Raw genomic sequence first — 16,348 nt, 5'->3', positions numbered from 1 at the left:
CGAGGTCGCGCAAGCGCACGCCGCTGTTGCGCAACGCCCTCAGGTTGTTCCATGCTGCCCCCACAAGGAGACGCCGTGGACGCCATCAATCCGAGCGTGGAGCTGACCGAAGCTGAGCGGATCGACCGCCTGCGGCTGATCCGCTCCGACAATGTCGGACCGCGCACCTTCCGTTCGCTGGTCGATCATTTCGGCAGCCCGCGCGCCGCACTGGAGCGGCTGCCTGACTTGGCGCGCCGCGGCGGCGCGGCGCGGTCGGGGCGCATCTGCAGCGCGGATGAGGCCAAGGCCGAGCTCGCCGCGAGCCGCAAATTCGGCATCGCCTGGCGCGCGCCCGGCGAGGACGGCTATCCGGCCCGGCTGGCAATGATCGACGATGCGCCGCCGCTGCTCGCCGTGCGCGGCGATACGAAGACCTTGATGCGTCCGATGATCGCCATCGTCGGCTCGCGCAACGCCTCCGGTGCCGGGTTGAAATTCGCAGGCTTGCTGGCGCGCGAGCTTGGCGAAGCCGGCTTTATCGTCATCTCCGGGCTCGCCCGCGGCGTCGATCAGGCCGCACATCGCGCCAGTGTCGCAAGCGGCACGATCGCGGTGCTCGCCGGCGGTCATGATTGCATCTATCCGCCCGAGCATGGCGACCTGCTCGCAGCGATCCTCGACCACGCGGGGGCTGCGATCTCCGAGATGCCGCTCTCCCACGAGCCGCGCGCCCGCGACTTTCCCCGCCGCAACCGGCTGATCTCGGGCGCCTCGCTCGGCGTCGTCGTGGTGGAAGCGGCGCACCGCTCGGGCTCGCTGATCACCGCGCGCATGGCGGCCGAACAGGGCCGCGAAGTGTTCGCGGTGCCGGGCTCGCCGCTCGATCCGCGGGCCGCCGGCGCCAACGATCTGATCAAGCAGGGCGCGACCCTCGTCACCGAAGCTGCCGATATCATCAATGCTGTCGCACCGATCATGGAGCGGCCGCTGATGCACCCCGCGAGCGAGCCCGACAGCGAGCCGTTCGAGAGCGATCCGCAAAGCCACGACCGCGACCAGATCACCGGCCTGCTCGGCCCCACCCCCATCTCGATCGACGATCTCGTGCGGATGTCCGGCGCCTCGCCTGCGATCGTGCGCACCGTGCTGCTGGAGCTCGAGCTCGCCGGAAAGCTGGAGCGTCACGGCGGCGGGTTGGTGTCGCTGATCTAGGGATCGTTCCGCTCGTCGAACTTCGTCCGCGCCGCCGCGATCTGCTGCTGATGCGCGATCGCCCACTCGCCGAGCGCCTTCACCGGCTGCTGGAGGCCACGGCCGAGATCGGTCAACTCATAGTCGACCCGCGGCGGGATGGTGGGGAAGATCGTGCGCGTAACGAGGCCGTCGCGCTCCAGCCCCCGCAGCGTCAATGTCAGCATGCGCTGCGAGATGCCGTTGATCATGCGCTTCAGCTCGTTGAAGCGCTTAGGCCCGTCGCTCAGCATCATGATGACGAACACGCTCCATTTGTCACCGACGCGAGACAGTACGGAGGCGACACCACGGCAGTCCGCATGGTCGGGATGCGGCATTGGATCGGGCCTTGGCGTCGCAGGAAAACCGGTGTTCTCAAGTTTCAAAGATGTGCCCATGGCTCAAAAAAGTGCGTTCTTGCGGGATTTTCGATAGTCACTCATGTAGCTCTGGTTACAAACTTATACCAGGGTGACCTCAAATGAAACTCCTCCATATCGACTCCAGCGTGCTCGGCCCCCACTCCGTCTCCAGGCAGGTCTCCGCCGCCATCGTCGACCGGCTCCGGCAGGCGACACCCTCACTGGACATCACTTATCGCGACCTGACCCAGACCCCGCTGGCCCACCTCTCCGGCTCGCACCTCGCCGCCGCGCAAGGCGCGCCCGCGCCGGCGGAACTCGGACCCGACCTTGCTGCGAGCGCAGCCGCGCTGGATGAGTTCCTGGCCGCCGACATCGCCGTGATCGGCGCGCCCATGTACAACTTCACCATTCCCAGCCAGCTCAAGGCCTGGATCGATCGCATTCTGGTGGTGGGGAAGACTTTCAAATACGGCGCGGCCGGGCCCGAGGGGCTCGCCGGCGGCAAGCGCGTGATCGTGGCGATCTCGCGCGGCGGCTATTACGGCGTCGAGACGCCGTACGCAGCCGGCGAACATCTCGAAAGCTATCTGCGCTGGGTGTTCGGCTTCATGGGCATCACCGGCGTCGAATTCATTCCGGCCGACGGCGTCCAGGTCGGCCCGGACCACCGCGAGAAGTCGCTGGCCGGCGCCCTCCAGGCGGCAACAAGCCTTCGCGCGGCCTGAGTTCATGCCGACATCATCAGTCGCCGGGGCACCGCCTGCGGCGGCTGATGGACGGCGGCCGGTCTGCGAAGCTAAAACCAGGCGCCCTGCATGCCCAGGATGACCGCGACGAGCGAGATGAACAGGCCAATGCCGGCGAACAGAACCACCCCGATGAGTTCGGAAGTATCGGAGCGTTTGGCCGGAACGGTTGAATTTTCGGTGTAAATGCGCGGTGCTGAAATCGATGAAAAAATGCGAGCTGCTTTTGGCATATCGAGCTCCCTTGAAATGAGTCTTGTGACCCCCGCCCGTAAAAATGTCTTGGCAGCTTGCACGAAGGTTCAACGCCTCACGCAAGGTTCAGGAATATACGGCTCGCCAGGTGCAGGAATGCCGGCGCAATCGCAATGATCGCGCCGACTGATTCAATTTTCACTTCACTTGATCAACCGCGATAGATCGGCGCGCCGCTCGGCGAGGCCACCGCGCCGCCGTCGACGAAGATCTCCTGGCCCTGCACATGCGCGGAATCATCGGAGGCAAGGAATAGCACCGTCTTCGCAACGTGATCGGTTTCACCGATGCGCCCCAGAGGTGTCGACAGCGCGATCCGCTTCTCGAACGCCTTCTCGGCTTCCGGTGTTGCCGTTGCAGGCCCCCAGATCGGCGTGCGGGTCGCGCCGGGCGCGACCACGTTGACGCGGATGCCGCGCGGCGACAGCTCCGAGGCCATGATCCGCGCCATCGCGCGCACGCCGGCTTTCGCCGCGCCATAGGCCGAGTAGCCGGGAATGCCGAGCACGGAGATCACCGAGCCGTTGAGGATGATCGAGGCATTATCGCTGAGATAAGGCAGTGCCGCCTGCACCGTGAAGAATACACTTGTCAGGTTCGTGCTGATGACCTTCTCGAAGACCTCGAGCGTGGCCGAGCCGAGCGGCGTGCCGCCGGCGATGCCGGCATTGGCGAACACGATGTCGAACTTGCCGAACCTCTCGGCGCCCTGCTTGATCGCAGCTTCCGTCGCGGCGATGTCGGTGGCGTCCGCGGCGAGCGCGAGCGCGTTCGGCCCGAGCTCCTTGGCGGCAGCCTCCAGCGTCTGTTTGTTGCGCCCGGTGATCACCACCTTGGCGCCTTCGGCCACGAACAATTTTGCGGTTGCAAGGCCAATGCCGCTATTGCCGCCGGTGATCAGGGCCGTCTTGTTCTTCAATCTCACGTTCGCCTCCAGTGGTTGCATCATAAAATCATGTTGCCATCTAGGGCGCGTGGTTTTATGATGCAACCACAAAAACGCGTGATCGGCACGCCGATCGTGCGAACACGACAGGACCGGAACGATGGTGAAACGAACCAGCTTCGAGGGCGATGGCTGCCCGATCGCGAGGTCGCTGGATGCGCTCGGCGATTGGTGGTCGCTGCTGATCATCCGCGAGGCGCTGTTCGGCCTGCGCCGCTTCGGCGAATTCCAGAGCAAGCTCGGCATGGCCAAGAACATCTTGTCGGTCCGGCTGCGCTCGCTGGTCGACCACGGCATCCTGGCAACCGCCCCCGCCTCCGACGGTAGTGCCTATCAAGAGTATGTGCTGACACCGAAGGGCCGCGGCACCTTCCCGATCCTGGTGGCGCTCAGGCAATGGAGCGAGGAGTTCGACGATCGCCCAGAGGAGATCGCGACTGTATTGGTGGATCGCGCCAAAGGCCGCCCGGTGAAGAAGCTCGAGATGCGCGCCGAGGATGGGCGACTGCTCAGCCCAGCGGATACCACGCTGAAGCCGCGGGCGACGCGGCGGCGGCGATTGGCGTGACAGCCGTAACCCCACCACGCCGTCATTGCGAGGAGCCTTGCGACGAAGCAATCCAGACTGCCGCCGCGGAAAGACTCTGGATTGCTTCGCTGCGCTCGCAATGACGGGGATAGAACGGCGCCCCTATCTCACACCGTCACCCTGAGGTGCTCGCCTCTTCGGCGAGCCTCGAAGGGCGACGGCCCGGCTGCACCAGCGTGGCCGTGCATCCTTCGAGGCTCCCGGCGCGATGCCTTGCATCGCGCCACTCGCGCCTCAGGATGACGGGGCTGACGTTGGCTGCCCCCCTCACGACAGCTTGCGCTTGCTCCGCAGCCTCACATGCTCGTCGGCCTCGAGCTTGGTCATGCCCAGGAGATAATGCAGCACGTCAAGCTTGTGGCGCTCGGCGAGCTTGCGCAAGGCCCCGACCTGCTCGGCGATGAAGGCGACAGCCTCGTCCACGCCGCCCTCCCCCGGTTCCTCGTGACGCGAGCCTCCCGGCGCGCCTGATGCGGCGCGCGCCCGTTTCTTTCCCGGCCTAGTCACCAGCCCCCACCCGAATCCATGCCCCGCCGAAACATTACGCCGACATCGATCGCAACTCCAAGGTGGTATTTTGCAACTTTCTCGATATGAAACTTTTCCCATCCGGGCGTCTTTCAACAGCCTTCGATTTGACAGCGAGGGCCTCACCACCCATGTTCGGGGCGAAACGGCCGACCCGAGTCCTTTCGTTTTCGGCCTCAGATTTTCCCGTAAGTTACTGGAACTACATGAATATCGTCATTGTGGAGTCGCCGGCGAAAGCCAAGACGATCAACAAGTATTTGGGCTCGTCCTATGAGGTTCTGGCCTCGTTCGGCCATGTCCGCGACCTGCCCGCGAAGAACGGCTCCGTCGATCCCGACGCCAATTTCAAGATGATCTGGGAGGTCGACCCCAAGGCGGCCGGCCGGCTCAACGACATCGCCAAGTCCCTGAAGAACGCCGACCGCCTGATTCTCGCCACCGACCCTGATCGCGAGGGCGAGGCCATCTCCTGGCATGTGCTGGAGGTGCTGAAGGAAAAGCGCGCGCTGAAGGACCAGAAGATCGAGCGGGTGGTGTTCAACGCCATCACCAAGCAGGCGGTCTCGGACGCGATGAAGCATCCGCGCCAGATCGACGGCGCGCTGGTCGACGCCTATATGGCGCGCCGTGCGCTGGACTATCTGGTCGGCTTCACCCTCTCCCCCGTGCTGTGGCGCAAGCTGCCGGGCGCCCGCTCCGCCGGCCGCGTGCAGTCGGTGGCGCTGCGTCTCGTCTGCGACCGCGAGCTCGAGATCGAAAAATTCGTCGCGCGTGAATATTGGTCGCTGATCGCGACCCTGCTCACCCCGCGCGGCGATGCCTTCGAGGCCCGCCTCGTCGGCGCCGACGGCAAGAAGATCCAGCGCCTCGACATTGGAACCGGCGCGGAAGCCGAAGACTTCAAGAAGGCGCTGGAGACGGCCGCCTACGCCGTGACCTCGGTCGATGCGAAGCCTGCCCGGCGCAATCCGCAGGCGCCCTTCACCACCTCGACGCTGCAGCAGGAAGCCAGCCGCAAATACGGCTTCGCGCCGGCGCACACGATGCGCATCGCTCAGCGCCTCTATGAGGGCATCGACATCGGCGGCGAGACCACCGGACTCATTACTTATATGCGTACCGACGGCGTGCAGATCGCCCCCGAGGCGATCACCCAGGCGCGCAAGGTGATCGGCGAGGACTACGGCAACGCCTATGTGCCGGACGCGCCGCGCCAGTACCAGGCCAAGGCCAAGAACGCCCAGGAAGCGCACGAGGCGATCCGCCCGACCGACATGTCCCGCCGCCCCGACAGCATGAGCCGCAAGCTCGATGCCGATCAGGCGCGACTTTATGAGCTGATCTGGAAGCGCACCATTGCGAGCCAGATGGAATCGGCCGAGCTGGAGCGCACCACCGTCGACATCACGGCGAAGGCAGGCTCCCGCACGCTGGAGCTGCGCGCCACCGGCCAGGTGGTCAAGTTCGACGGCTTCCTCGCGCTCTACCAGGAAGGCCGCGACGACGAGGAGGACGAGGATTCCCGCCGCCTGCCCGCGATGAGCCCGAACGACGCGCTCAAGCGGCAGTCGCTGTCCGTCACCCAGCACTTCACCGAGCCGCCGCCGCGCTTCTCAGAGGCTTCCCTGGTCAAGCGCATGGAAGAGCTCGGCATTGGCCGGCCCTCGACCTACGCCTCGATCCTGCAGGTCCTGAAGGACCGCGGCTACGTCAAGCTGGAGAAGAAGCGCCTGCACGGCGAGGACAAGGGCCGCGTCGTGATCGCGTTCCTCGAGAGCTTTTTCGCTCGCTACGTCGAATATGATTTTACGGCCGGTCTCGAGGAGCAGCTCGACCGCATCTCCAACAACGAGATCTCCTGGCAGCAGGTGCTGAAGGATTTCTGGACCGGTTTCATCGGCGCCGTCGACGACATCAAGGATCTGCGCGTAGCCCAGGTGCTCGACGTGCTCGACGAGATGCTCGGGCCGCACATCTATCCGCCACGTGCCGACGGCGGCGACGTCAGGCAGTGCCCGAACTGCGGCACCGGCCGGCTCAATCTGAAGGCCGGCAAGTTCGGCGCCTTCGTCGGCTGCTCGAACTATCCGGAGTGCCGCTACACCCGTCAGCTTGCCGCCGACGGCGAGACCACCGCCGATCGCTCGCTCGGCCAGGATCCAGAGACGGGTCGCGACGTCTGGGTCAAGGCCGGCCGGTTTGGTCCCTACATCCAGCTCGGCGAGCAGAAAGATTACGAGGAAGGCGAGAAGCCGAAACGCGCGGGCATCCCGAAGGGCACCTCGCCCGGCGATGTCGACCTCGAGCTTGCGCTGAAGCTGCTGTCGCTGCCGCGCGAGATCGGCAAGCATCCGGAGACCGGTCAGCCGATCACCGCAGGGCTCGGCCGCTTCGGGCCGTTCGTCAAGCATGAGAAGACCTATGCCAGCCTGGAGGCCGGCGACGAGGTGTTCGACATCGGCCTCAACCGCGCGGTGACGCTGATCGCGGAGAAGGTCGCCAAGGGCCCGAGCCGCCGCTTCGGCGCGGATCCCGGCAAGGCGATCGGCGATCATCCCTCGCTCGGCACGGTCACCGTGAAGAGCGGCCGCTACGGCGCCTATGTCACCGCGGGCGGCGTCAACGCGACGATCCCGGCCGAGTTCGAAAAGGACACCGTCACGCTGGCACAGGCGATTGCGCTGATCGACGAGCGCGCGGCCAAGGGCGGCGGCAAGAAGCCGAAGAAGGCAGCGAAGCCGGCCAAGGCCAAGAAGACTGCAGAGAAGACCGCGGACGGCGATGACGCCGCGCCGAAGAAGAAGCCGGCCGCGAAGAAGGCCGCCAAATCGAAAACTGAATCCACCAGCAAGGCGCGCGCAGCCGTGTCGTCGACCGCAAAAACGTCGCCGACCAAGGCCGCCGCTACCAAGGCTCCGGCCAAGAAGAGTGCCGGCAAGACTTGAGATCAAGAATTAGAGGTTAAGTGAAACGCAAGAATGACCATGGCTTTCCCGACAGGCAAGCCATCGTCGCCTTCATCAAGGCAAATCAAGGAAACGTCGGCACCCGCGAAATTGCGCGCGAGTTCGGCCTGAAGAACGCCGATCGCGTCGAGCTCAAGCGCATATTGCGCGAGCTCGCCGACGACGGAACCATCAAGAAGAAGCGCCACAAGGTGTCCGAGCCGGACGCGCTGCCGCCGACGCTGGTAGCCGACATTACCGGCCGCGACGCTGACGGCGAGCTGATCGCCTCACCCACCGAATGGGACGAGGTCGAGAGTGGCGAGCCCCCCAAAATCCGCATCCAGATGCCGCGCCGGCCAAAGCCAGGCACCGTCGCCGGCGTCCGCGATCGCGTGCTGCTGCGCGTCGAGCGCACCGACGAGACCGAAGGCCCAGCCTATCGCGGCCACATCATCAAGGTCTTCGACAAGGCCAAAAGCCGCATCCTCGGCGTGTTCCGCGCGCTTCCCGAAGGCGGCGGACGGCTCGTCCCCGTCGACAAGAAGTCCGCGGACCGCGAGCTGAACATCGCCCCGGCCGACACACACGGCGCGCAGGACGGCGATCTCGTCAGCGTCGACATCGTCCGCACGCGCAGCTTTGGGCTGGCGTCCGGCCGCGTGAAAGAGAAGCTCGGCTCGGTCAAGTCGGAGAAGGCGATCAGCCTGATCGCGATCTACGCCCACGACATCCCGCTGCAATTCTCCTCCGGCGCGATGCGCGATGCGGAAGCCGCGGAGCCGGCTAACCTGAAAGGGCGCGAGGATTGGCGCGACGTGCCGCTTCTCACCATCGATCCGCCCGACGCGAAGGATCACGACGACGCGGTGCATGCTGAGGCCGATCCCGATCCCAACAACAAGGGCGGCTTCATAGTCAACGTCGCCATTGCGGATGTGAGCTTCTACGTCCGGCCGGGCACCGCGCTCGACCGCGACGCGCTCGATCGCGGCAACTCGGTCTATTTCCCCGACCGCGTCGTGCCGATGCTGCCCGAGCGCATCTCCAACGATCTCTGCTCGCTGGTGCCGGGCGAGCCGCGCGGCGCGCTCGCGGTGCGCATGGTGCTCGGCCCAGACGGCCGCAAGCGCTCGCACAGCTTCCACCGCATCCTGATGCGCTCGGCCGCCAAGCTGAGCTACGCGCAGGCGCAAGCCGCGATCGACGGACGGCCGGATGACACCACCGGTCCCCTGCTCGATCCGATCTTGAAACCGCTCTACGCCGCCTATGCCTGCGCCAAGCGCGCCCGCGACGAGCGCGATCCGCTCAATCTCGACCTGCCCGAGCGCAAGATCCTCCTCAAGAGCGACGGCACGGTCGACCGCGTCGTCGTCCCTGAAAGACTCGATGCGCACAAGCTGATCGAGGAGTTCATGATCCTCGCTAACGTCGCAGCCGCCGAGATGCTGGAGAAGAGATCGCTCCCGCTGATCTACCGCGTGCACGACGAGCCGACCTTGGAGAAGGTCCACGCTCTCGCGGAATTTCTGGAGACGCTCGACGTTCCCTTCGCCAAATCAGGCGCTCTGCGTCCCACCACGTTCAACCGCGTGCTGGCCCAGCTCGAAGGCCATGACTACTACCCGTTGGTCAGCGAGGTCGTGCTGCGCGCCCAGGCGCAGGCCGAATACTCTTCGGAGAATTACGGGCACTTCGGCCTGAACCTGCGCCGCTACGCCCATTTCACCTCGCCGATCCGCCGCTATGCCGACCTCGTCGTGCACCGCGCCTTGGTTCGTGCGCTCGGCCTCGGCGAAGGCGCGCTGCCCGACAGCGAGACGCCGGAAACCTTAAGCGAGGTCGCAGCCCACATCTCGGTGACCGAGCGGCGCGCGATGAAGGCGGAACGCGAGACCGTCGACCGGCTGATTGCCCATCACCTGGCTGATCGCATCGGCGCGAGCTTCCAGGGCCGGGTCTCCGGCGTCACCCGCGCCGGCCTGTTCGTCAAGCTCGCTGAGACCGGCGCCGACGGCCTGATCCCGATCCGATCCCTCGGCACGGAATATTTCAACTATGACGAGAGCCGGCACGCCCTCGTCGGCACGCGCAGCCGCACCATGTATCAGCTGGGGGACGTGGTCGACGTCCGCCTGATCGAAGCAGCGCCGATCGCGGGCGCGCTGCGCTTCGAGCTGCTGTCGTCATCCAGCGAGACCGCGCCGCGCGAACGCAGACCATCCGGTCCACAGCGCCGCCCCTCGTTCAAGGCGCATCCCGGACGCAGCCCGGATAGAAAACGCAAGCCGGCGAAGCCAAAATCCGGCAAGCCGAAGAAGGGCCAGGGAAAGAATAAGGGAAAGAACAAGGGCAAAGGCGGCGGTAAAAAGGGCAAAGCATGGTGACGATGAGCACGGCCCCAAAAATCTGGACGCGCGAGACGGGTCTCGTCGAGAAGCGCGATCTCTGGACGGCCATGAAGCGCGGCTTTCGCGGCCGCTGCCCGCGCTGTGGCGAGGGCAAATTGTTCCGCGCCTTTCTGAAGACATCAGACGATTGCGCCAGCTGCGGCCTCGATTTCACGCCGCACCGCGCCGACGATCTGCCCGCCTATCTCGTCATCGTCATCGTCGGTCACATCGTGGTGCCCACGATCCTCTGGATCGAGACCAATTACACGACGCCGGTCTGGCTTAGCTTCGCGGCCTATCTGCCCTTCACCTTCGTCGCCTCGCTCGCGCTGCTGCAGCCGGTCAAGGGAGCTGTGGTCGGCCTGCAATGGGCTCTGCGCATGCACGGGTTTGACGAGAACCCTCCGGATGGTATTCCGCCTGTGTAAGCAAGAAGCAAAAAGCGTTTGGGTGAGGACATGACGGATATTGCGCAAGTCGCGGAGAAGGCCAAGGTCCACGAGGAGAAGGAAGCCGATCATCATCCCTATTTCCGTCCGAGGGATGCGGCAACGCTGATCCTGGTCGACCGCAGCGGCGCCATTCCGAAAGTGCTGGTCGGCAAGCGCCACGACAAGGTGGTGTTCATGCCCGGCAAGTTCGTCTTCCCCGGCGGGCGCGTCGACAAGGCCGACTATCGCGTGCCCTGTGCCGCGCCCATCACGGCCGAGCTGGAGGCCAACCTCGCCAAAGGCAGCCCGAAGACCCCCGCTTCTCGCGCGAAGTCGCTCGCCATCGCCGCGATCCGCGAGGCCTGCGAAGAAACTGGCCTCTGCCTCGGGCGCACGGCCGAGGGCAAAGTGACAAAGCTCGACGGCCCCTGGAAGCCGTTCGCCGATGCCGGCCTCCTGCCCGATCCCTCCAGCCTGTTCCTGATCGCGCGCGCGATCACCCCGCCCGGCCGGGTCAAGCGGTTCGACACGCGCTTCTTCACGGCAGACGCCTCCGCGATCACCCATCGCGTCGAGGGCGTGATCCATGCCGATGCCGAACTGGTCGAGCTGGTCTGGGTCGAGCTCGGCTCCAAGCCGTTGGCCGATTTGCATCCGATGACGCGCAACGTGCTCAACGAGCTCCACACCCGCCTTGCCACCGGCCCGCTGCGCCACGATGCGCCAGTGCCGTTCTTCCATTTCTACGGCGGCAAGATGCAGAAGGATATTTTGGGCTAGTCAGTCCGCATCCGGTTCGGTGCCGACATAATCGCGCGCCGGCAGCTTGAGGACGCGGCCGATTTCGCTTGCGAGCTGATCCGCCTCCTCACGACGCGTGAAGCTCTGAAGCGTGATCGGCTCGATGCCCTTGTTGCCGCAGAGATTGACGTCATATGTCGTCAGATCCGTGTCGTAGTCGTCGATGACACTGATGAAGTGATAGTCGGCGAGATTGCGCGACGAGCGGATGTTCAGCGGGCCGAACTGCCTGGTGATGACGATCTGGCGCAGCGTCTCGTTGAGCACGACGAAGTAGCGGAACGTCAGCAGGATGAGGCCAGGGATGCCGACGAGCAGCCCGAACCCCGTGAACACCAGCACCGGCACGAGATCGTCGGCGAGCCTTCCAAAACCGAAAAAGTCCTGGCGCAGGCCGAGCGCAACGTTCCACAGCAGATAGCCACTCGCCGCCAGCAGCGGCAGCGACAACAGCCGGCCGACCCATGGCATGGGCCGGTCGATGCGGACGATACCGCCGTCCACGGTCATTGCGCCGGCCATTGAAGCGTCTCCTCGCGGGGTCATGGCTTGGTCGGCGCGAGCAGCGGATTGGTTCGAAGAGACGCCTCGGTGCGGGGCTGGTCAAGCTGCTCGCCGATCTGCATCCGATGACGCGCAACCTGCTCAACGCGACAGCCCGCTCCGCCGCGATGCGCCGGTGCCGTTCTTCCATTTCTATGGCGGAAAGATGCGACGAGATGTGCTAGGTGAAGGAAGAGCCTTAAACAACCGGAGGATCAGATGATGCGCTTCGTAAGGCCTCTGCTCGCTTCCGTGGCGTTGTGCGGCCTGCTCTCGCCGCCCGCCCATGCGGAGCTCGACGTCGCCAGGTTGAAGCAAACCATCGAGACCGCCTTCGAGAGCAAATACCCGAAGCTTGACGCGCTCTATAAGGACATCCACGCCCATCCCGAGATTGCCTTCCAGGAGGAGAAGACCGCGGCGAAACTCGCCGGCGAGATGCGTGCGATTGGTTTTGAAGTCACCGAGCATGTCGGCAAGACGGGCCTTGTTGCCATCTACAGGAACGGTGACGGTCCCACCATCATGGTTCGCACCGAGCTCGATGCGCTGCCCATGGAGGAGAAGACCGGCCTACCCTATGCCAGCCGCGACAAGCAGATCTGGCAGGGCCGCGAGACATTCGTCGCCCATAGCTGCGGCCATGACATCCACATGGCGAGCTGGGTCGGCACGGCGAAGACCTTGGTCGGCATCAAGGACCAGTGGCACGGAACGCTGATGTTCATCGCGCAGCCCGCCGAGGAAGAGGTCGCGGGCGCAAGGGCGATGATCGCCGATGGCCTGTTCACCCGCTTTCCGAAACCCGATGCGGGATTTGCCCTGCACGACGGCAGTGGGGCCTACGGCTCCGTGACCTACAGGGTCGGGGTCGGATCGTCGAATGTCGACGGTCTCTTCATCAGATTCGTCGGCCGCGGTGGCCATGGCGCGATCCCGCAGGCGACGATCGATCCCGTGATGATGGCATCGCGCTTCGTCGTCGACGTCCAGAGCGTGATCAGCCGCGAGAAGGACCCGACCGAATTCGGCCTTGTCACCATCGGCGCGATCCACGCCGGCACCGCCGGCAACATCATTCCCGACGAGGCCAGGGTGATCGGTACGATCCGCAGCTTCAAGCCGCAGGTGCGCGCGAGGATGCTGGCCGGGATCGAGCGGACGGCGAAAGCGGTGGCGGCGATGGCGGATGCGCCTGCGCCCGAAATCCACATCGACGAAGGGACCAAGGCGGTGGTGAACGATGCCGCGGTGGTCGGCCAGGCCGAGCGGGTGCTGAAAGCAGCCTTCGGCGACAAGTTCAACGTCAGCCCTGCGAACACGACCAGCGAAGACTACTCGGAATATGTCAACGCCGGCGTGCCGTCGATGTTCTTCAACATCGGCGTTTATGAGCCCGACCGCGTCGCCGCCGCGCGCAACGGCAGCGGCCCGCCGCTTCCCGGCAATCACTCGCCGCAATTCGCCCCGGTGCCGAAACCGACCATCCAGACCGGGGTCACCGCGATGACGCTCGCCGTGCTGAGCGCCTTCGATCAAAGGGCCGCCCGGGGGCAGTAGTCCTCTCGCCTCGGTGTCTGCGGCTTGATGGATTCTCAGATGCGCAATTGCGCATCGTAGCTCGCCGCACGGCGGTCCGGAATGACGCGAACGTGCTGAGGTTTGATCGAAAAACGAAAAAATCTTCCCGCCTCCCCCAATGGCGGAGTTCCCCGGCATGCCTATGTCTTTCCCCAACGTCACCAAGAACGGACACCGGGCGATGGCACAACGGCAACTCAAGCTTGGCGCGTTCATGCGCCCGATCAGCATCCACACCGGCGCCTGGCGCTATCCCGGGGCCTGGCCCGACGCCAATTTCAATTTCGGGCACATCAAGACGCTGATCCAGAAGCTAGAGGCCGGCAAGTTCGATGCTTTCTTCATGGCCGATCACCTCGCCGTGCTGAACATGCCGGTCAACGCGCTCAAGCGCAGCCACACCGTGACCTCGTTCGAACCGTTTACGCTGCTGTCGGCGCTCTCGGCGGTCACCGACCGGATTGGCCTGATCGCCACGGGCTCGACCACTTTTGACGAGCCCTACCACGTCGCGCGCCGCTTCGCCTCGCTCGATCATCTCAGCGGCGGCCGCGCCGGATGGAATATCGTCACGACATCGAACCCGGATGCTGCGCTGAATTTCGGCCTCGACGATCACATGGAGCATGCCGAGCGCTACAAGCGCGCCCGCGAGTTCTACGATGTCGTCACGGGCCTGTGGGATTCCTTCGCCGATGATGCCTTCGTGCGCGATGTCGAGAGCGGGCTATTTTTCGATCCCGCGAAAATGCACACGCTCGATCACAACGGCAAATATCTGAAGGTGCGCGGCCCCCTCAACATCGCCCGCCCCGTGCAGGGCTGGCCGGTGATCGTGCAGGCCGGCGCCTCCGAAGACGGCAAGCAGCTCGCGGCAGAGACGGCGGAAGCCGTGTTCACCGGCGGCGGCAGCCTCGCCGACGGACAAAAGCTCTATGCCGACATCAAGGGCCGTATGGAAAGGATTGGCCGCGATCCCGAGCATCTGAAGATCCTGCCCGGTGCCTTCGTCGTGGTCGGCGACAGCGTCGATGAGGCCAAGGAGAAGCGCGCGCTGCTCGACAGCCGCGTGCACTATGACAGCGCCATCGCCTCGCTCTCGGTCATCCTCGGCACCGATGCCTCGGGCTTCGACCCCGATGGCCAGCTGCCTGATATCCCCGAGACCAACGCCAGCAAGAGCGGCCGGCAGCGCATGGTCGACCTCGCCAGGCGCGACAAGCTCACCGTGCGCCAGCTCGCCCAGCGCGTCGGCGGCTATGGCGGGCTGTCCTTCGTCGGCACCGCCAAAACCATCGCCGACCAGATGGAGGAATGGCTGGTCGGCCGCGGCTCCGACGGCTTCAACATCATGTTCCCGTTCCTGCCCGCTGGGCTCGACGATTTCGTCGACAAGGTCGTCCCGGAGCTGCAGCGGCGCGGGATTTTCCGCAAAGAGTATGAAGGGCCTACTTTGAGGGAGAATCTGGGCCTGCCACGGCCGAAAAACCGGTTCTTCGAAGCCTAATGGGCCCGATTTGGGCGGTTTTCGGCCCTAGAGCCCCATACGGGGCTCTAGGTTGTTGTTTTTGACGCGTTTTCTTGACGCGAACCGGTGCCCACTTCGCTTGAAAACGCTTCGAAACCTTGACATCAGGCGGTTTCTGGCTAGGTTGCCGGCCAACGCGGGCCGTTTGGCCGGCTCCAGATTCCCTTCATTCCTGAGGTTCTGAACATGGCCAAAGCGGTCACCATCAAGGTCAAGCTCGTGTCCTCAGCCGACACCGGCTTCTACTACGTCGCCAAGAAGAATTCGCGCACCATGACCGACAAGCTGGTCAAGAAGAAGTACGATCCCGTGGCGCGCAAGCACGTCGAATTCCGCGAAGCCAAGATCAAGTAAGATCGCGGACAAGCTGCTGAGTTTTGCGGGGCCCTCACGGGCCCCGTTTTATTTTGGACTGCATGTCCCGGACGCGCTGCAGCGTGCCCTAAGCGCGTACACGCGCGTCTTCGACACGCTATGGCGCTGCTGCGCAGAGCCGGGACCCAGAACGCGATACGCGACGCTGCGGCCGCATCGGCCCCGGCTCTACAGCGCACCGCACCGGACGATGCTTCGCATCGCCGGGAGCGCTGCGCTCGTCCGGGGCTCGAGAACGAATTGACGTGCTCCACTTTCTCTTGACCACCCGGCCAATCATTGGGCAGAGGGCGCCTCAACCCTCGGTTGCTCAATCCCAAATGTCTGTTACCGTGCACTTACCGGGGCGGCATTTCCGTCCGGATTTGGGAAGGACATGGTCATGAGATTGTCATCGAGCCTTGTCGTGCCTTCAACCATCGCTGCCTTGTCGACTGCCCTGCTGTGCGCCCCGGCAGCATCGCAAATCCCGACCGGCTCCGCCGCCACGCTTCCCCCTGTCACGGTCGATGCGCCGAAACAGGTGGCAAAGCCGCACGTGTCGGAGCGAGGAGCAAACACAACGGCGCCGCGTCGGACTGTGTCAACCCCGCGAACGGCAACCGCGCGCACGCCTTCCTATGCACCGGGTTCTGTGATGGGGAGGATAGCCAGCCTGGAGAAAGTCGCCAGCAGTTGCAACGGTGGCTGTGCATCAAGCTTCCGGCATGGCAATGAGCCCTGGATCGGATGCAGCGAGTCGGGCGGCGGTCTGAACTATGGACCTTTCTCGCCGACGTGCCGAGACACCATCACCCATACATCCTTCGAGAATTGCGTCGAGACAAAGGTGTTCCTGGGCGAGAATCGAAACAGGGCCCACTGGTTTTGCAGCAGCTTGGCTGCCGGCAACAGGTTCAAGGTCGCCGATATCAAGCGCTCAGGACATCGCTAGTCCATACCGCTCGCCGATTGCTGCAAGCGCTTATCCCGATCCGTCATCCTTGTAAGTCTCGAATCGCTGGATCGGATAGAGTGTCCGGTGCGGTAACGGACGGGAGACCGCTTCATCCAAGGGCTTTGAAGCCCGTACCTCAGCGCGGCGCCCCGTCCGTTGTTCCA

The 16,348-nt window shown here is 64.6% G+C and carries 16 protein-coding genes; 11 read left to right on the top strand and 5 right to left on the bottom strand.

What is annotated here, in order from left to right:
• Window positions 1-51 precede the first annotated feature (51 nt).
• Window positions 52-1,194 (top strand): DNA-processing protein DprA, encoded by a 1,143-nt coding sequence (dprA, locus tag CV770_RS23545; RefSeq protein ID WP_104464040.1) that lies wholly within the window; start codon window positions 52-54, stop codon window positions 1,192-1,194.
• On the opposite strand, the gene CV770_RS23540 is transcribed toward dprA, so the two are convergent.
• Complete coding sequence (locus tag CV770_RS23540) at window positions 1,191-1,613, bottom strand: winged helix-turn-helix transcriptional regulator (RefSeq protein WP_104464039.1); 423 nt, start codon at window positions 1,611-1,613, stop codon at window positions 1,191-1,193. The genes dprA and CV770_RS23540 overlap by 4 nt on opposite strands.
• 83 nt (window positions 1,614-1,696) lie before the next feature.
• Between CV770_RS23540 and CV770_RS23535 the strand changes: the two genes are divergently transcribed.
• A complete protein-coding gene (locus CV770_RS23535; RefSeq protein WP_104464038.1) occupies window positions 1,697-2,305 on the top strand; it encodes an FMN-dependent NADH-azoreductase in 609 nt (202 codons plus the stop codon).
• A gap of 71 nt (window positions 2,306-2,376) precedes the next feature.
• On the opposite strand, the gene CV770_RS23530 is transcribed toward CV770_RS23535, so the two are convergent.
• Together CV770_RS23530 and CV770_RS23525 are read right to left on the bottom strand one after the other, a co-directional pair.
• The gene (locus CV770_RS23530) at window positions 2,377-2,559 is read right to left on the bottom strand and encodes a hypothetical protein (protein ID WP_091967040.1); all 183 of its coding nucleotides are present in this window, start codon (window positions 2,557-2,559) and stop codon (window positions 2,377-2,379) included.
• A gap of 173 nt (window positions 2,560-2,732) precedes the next feature.
• The gene (locus CV770_RS23525; protein WP_201760003.1) at window positions 2,733-3,506 is read right to left on the bottom strand and encodes an SDR family oxidoreductase; all 774 of its coding nucleotides are present in this window, start codon (window positions 3,504-3,506) and stop codon (window positions 2,733-2,735) included.
• 121 nt (window positions 3,507-3,627) lie between these two features.
• Here CV770_RS23525 and CV770_RS23520 point away from each other — a divergent pair, with 121 nt between their 5' ends.
• Window positions 3,628-4,095, top strand: coding sequence for a winged helix-turn-helix transcriptional regulator (locus CV770_RS23520; protein WP_091967044.1), 468 nt, complete (start codon window positions 3,628-3,630; stop codon window positions 4,093-4,095).
• A 288-nt stretch (window positions 4,096-4,383) separates the two neighbouring features.
• Here CV770_RS23520 and CV770_RS23510 read toward each other — a convergent pair whose 3' ends face one another.
• On the bottom strand, window positions 4,384-4,539 hold the full coding sequence (locus CV770_RS23510) for a hypothetical protein (RefSeq protein ID WP_240536454.1): 156 nt from the start codon (window positions 4,537-4,539) through the stop codon (window positions 4,384-4,386).
• A 311-nt stretch (window positions 4,540-4,850) separates the two neighbouring features.
• Here CV770_RS23510 and topA point away from each other — a divergent pair, with 311 nt between their 5' ends.
• From topA to CV770_RS23490, 4 genes are read left to right on the top strand one after another with little or no spacing between them, the layout of a single operon-like run.
• A complete protein-coding gene (gene topA, locus CV770_RS23505; protein ID WP_104464036.1) occupies window positions 4,851-7,592 on the top strand; it encodes a type I DNA topoisomerase in 2,742 nt (913 codons plus the stop codon).
• Window positions 7,593-7,612: 20 nt separating this feature from the next.
• Window positions 7,613-9,982 (top strand): ribonuclease R, encoded by a 2,370-nt coding sequence (rnr, locus tag CV770_RS23500; RefSeq protein WP_104464035.1) that lies wholly within the window; start codon window positions 7,613-7,615, stop codon window positions 9,980-9,982.
• Window positions 9,976-10,416, top strand: a complete 441-nt coding sequence (locus tag CV770_RS23495; protein WP_104464034.1) for a DUF983 domain-containing protein — start codon at window positions 9,976-9,978, stop codon at window positions 10,414-10,416. The genes rnr and CV770_RS23495 overlap by 7 nt, the downstream gene beginning before the upstream one ends.
• Before the next feature lie 30 nt (window positions 10,417-10,446).
• Window positions 10,447-11,199: an NUDIX hydrolase gene (locus tag CV770_RS23490; protein WP_091967051.1), complete on the top strand. Its 753-nt coding sequence runs from the start codon at window positions 10,447-10,449 to the stop codon at window positions 11,197-11,199.
• Here CV770_RS23490 and CV770_RS23485 read toward each other — a convergent pair whose 3' ends face one another.
• A complete protein-coding gene (locus CV770_RS23485; protein WP_091967054.1) occupies window positions 11,200-11,742 on the bottom strand; it encodes a hypothetical protein in 543 nt (180 codons plus the stop codon).
• Window positions 11,743-11,982: 240 nt separating this feature from the next.
• Between CV770_RS23485 and CV770_RS23480 the strand changes: the two genes are divergently transcribed.
• The 4 genes from CV770_RS23480 (at window position 11,983) to CV770_RS23465 (ending at window position 16,181) form a co-directional block, all read left to right on the top strand.
• Complete coding sequence (locus CV770_RS23480; protein WP_104464033.1) at window positions 11,983-13,323, top strand: amidohydrolase; 1,341 nt, start codon at window positions 11,983-11,985, stop codon at window positions 13,321-13,323.
• A gap of 202 nt (window positions 13,324-13,525) precedes the next feature.
• The gene (locus CV770_RS23475) at window positions 13,526-14,851 is read left to right on the top strand and encodes an LLM class flavin-dependent oxidoreductase (RefSeq protein ID WP_104464068.1); all 1,326 of its coding nucleotides are present in this window, start codon (window positions 13,526-13,528) and stop codon (window positions 14,849-14,851) included.
• A 207-nt stretch (window positions 14,852-15,058) separates the two neighbouring features.
• Entirely contained in the window at window positions 15,059-15,226 is a 168-nt protein-coding gene (gene rpmG, locus CV770_RS23470) for a 50S ribosomal protein L33 (RefSeq protein ID WP_007603295.1), read from the top strand.
• Between the two features lie 403 nt (window positions 15,227-15,629).
• Entirely contained in the window at window positions 15,630-16,181 is a 552-nt protein-coding gene (locus CV770_RS23465) for a hypothetical protein (RefSeq protein WP_201760002.1), read from the top strand.
• The last annotated feature ends 167 nt before the right edge of the window (window positions 16,182-16,348 follow it).

Source organism: Bradyrhizobium sp. AC87j1, from assembly GCF_002936975.1.
Lineage (GTDB): Bacteria > Pseudomonadota > Alphaproteobacteria > Rhizobiales > Xanthobacteraceae > Bradyrhizobium > Bradyrhizobium shewense.
Note: the sequence above shows the minus strand (reverse complement) of the source record. Positions and strands in the feature narration are given on the sequence as shown.

Coding starts and splice junctions, on each gene's coding strand:
- dprA (WP_104464040.1), top strand. CDS start 52: ATGCTGCCCCCACAAGGAGACGCCGTGGACGCCATCAATCCGAGCGTG.
- CV770_RS23540 (WP_104464039.1), bottom strand. CDS start 1,613: ATGGGCACATCTTTGAAACTTGAGAACACCGGTTTTCCTGCGACGCCA.
- CV770_RS23535 (WP_104464038.1), top strand. CDS start 1,697: ATGAAACTCCTCCATATCGACTCCAGCGTGCTCGGCCCCCACTCCGTC.
- CV770_RS23530 (WP_091967040.1), bottom strand. CDS start 2,559: ATGCCAAAAGCAGCTCGCATTTTTTCATCGATTTCAGCACCGCGCATT.
- CV770_RS23520 (WP_091967044.1), top strand. CDS start 3,628: ATGGTGAAACGAACCAGCTTCGAGGGCGATGGCTGCCCGATCGCGAGG.
- topA (WP_104464036.1), top strand. CDS start 4,851: ATGAATATCGTCATTGTGGAGTCGCCGGCGAAAGCCAAGACGATCAAC.
- CV770_RS23495 (WP_104464034.1), top strand. CDS start 9,976: ATGGTGACGATGAGCACGGCCCCAAAAATCTGGACGCGCGAGACGGGT.
- CV770_RS23490 (WP_091967051.1), top strand. CDS start 10,447: ATGACGGATATTGCGCAAGTCGCGGAGAAGGCCAAGGTCCACGAGGAG.
- CV770_RS23485 (WP_091967054.1), bottom strand. CDS start 11,742: ATGGCCGGCGCAATGACCGTGGACGGCGGTATCGTCCGCATCGACCGG.
- CV770_RS23480 (WP_104464033.1), top strand. CDS start 11,983: ATGATGCGCTTCGTAAGGCCTCTGCTCGCTTCCGTGGCGTTGTGCGGC.
- CV770_RS23475 (WP_104464068.1), top strand. CDS start 13,526: ATGGCACAACGGCAACTCAAGCTTGGCGCGTTCATGCGCCCGATCAGC.
- rpmG (WP_007603295.1), top strand. CDS start 15,059: ATGGCCAAAGCGGTCACCATCAAGGTCAAGCTCGTGTCCTCAGCCGAC.
- CV770_RS23465 (WP_201760002.1), top strand. CDS start 15,630: ATGAGATTGTCATCGAGCCTTGTCGTGCCTTCAACCATCGCTGCCTTG.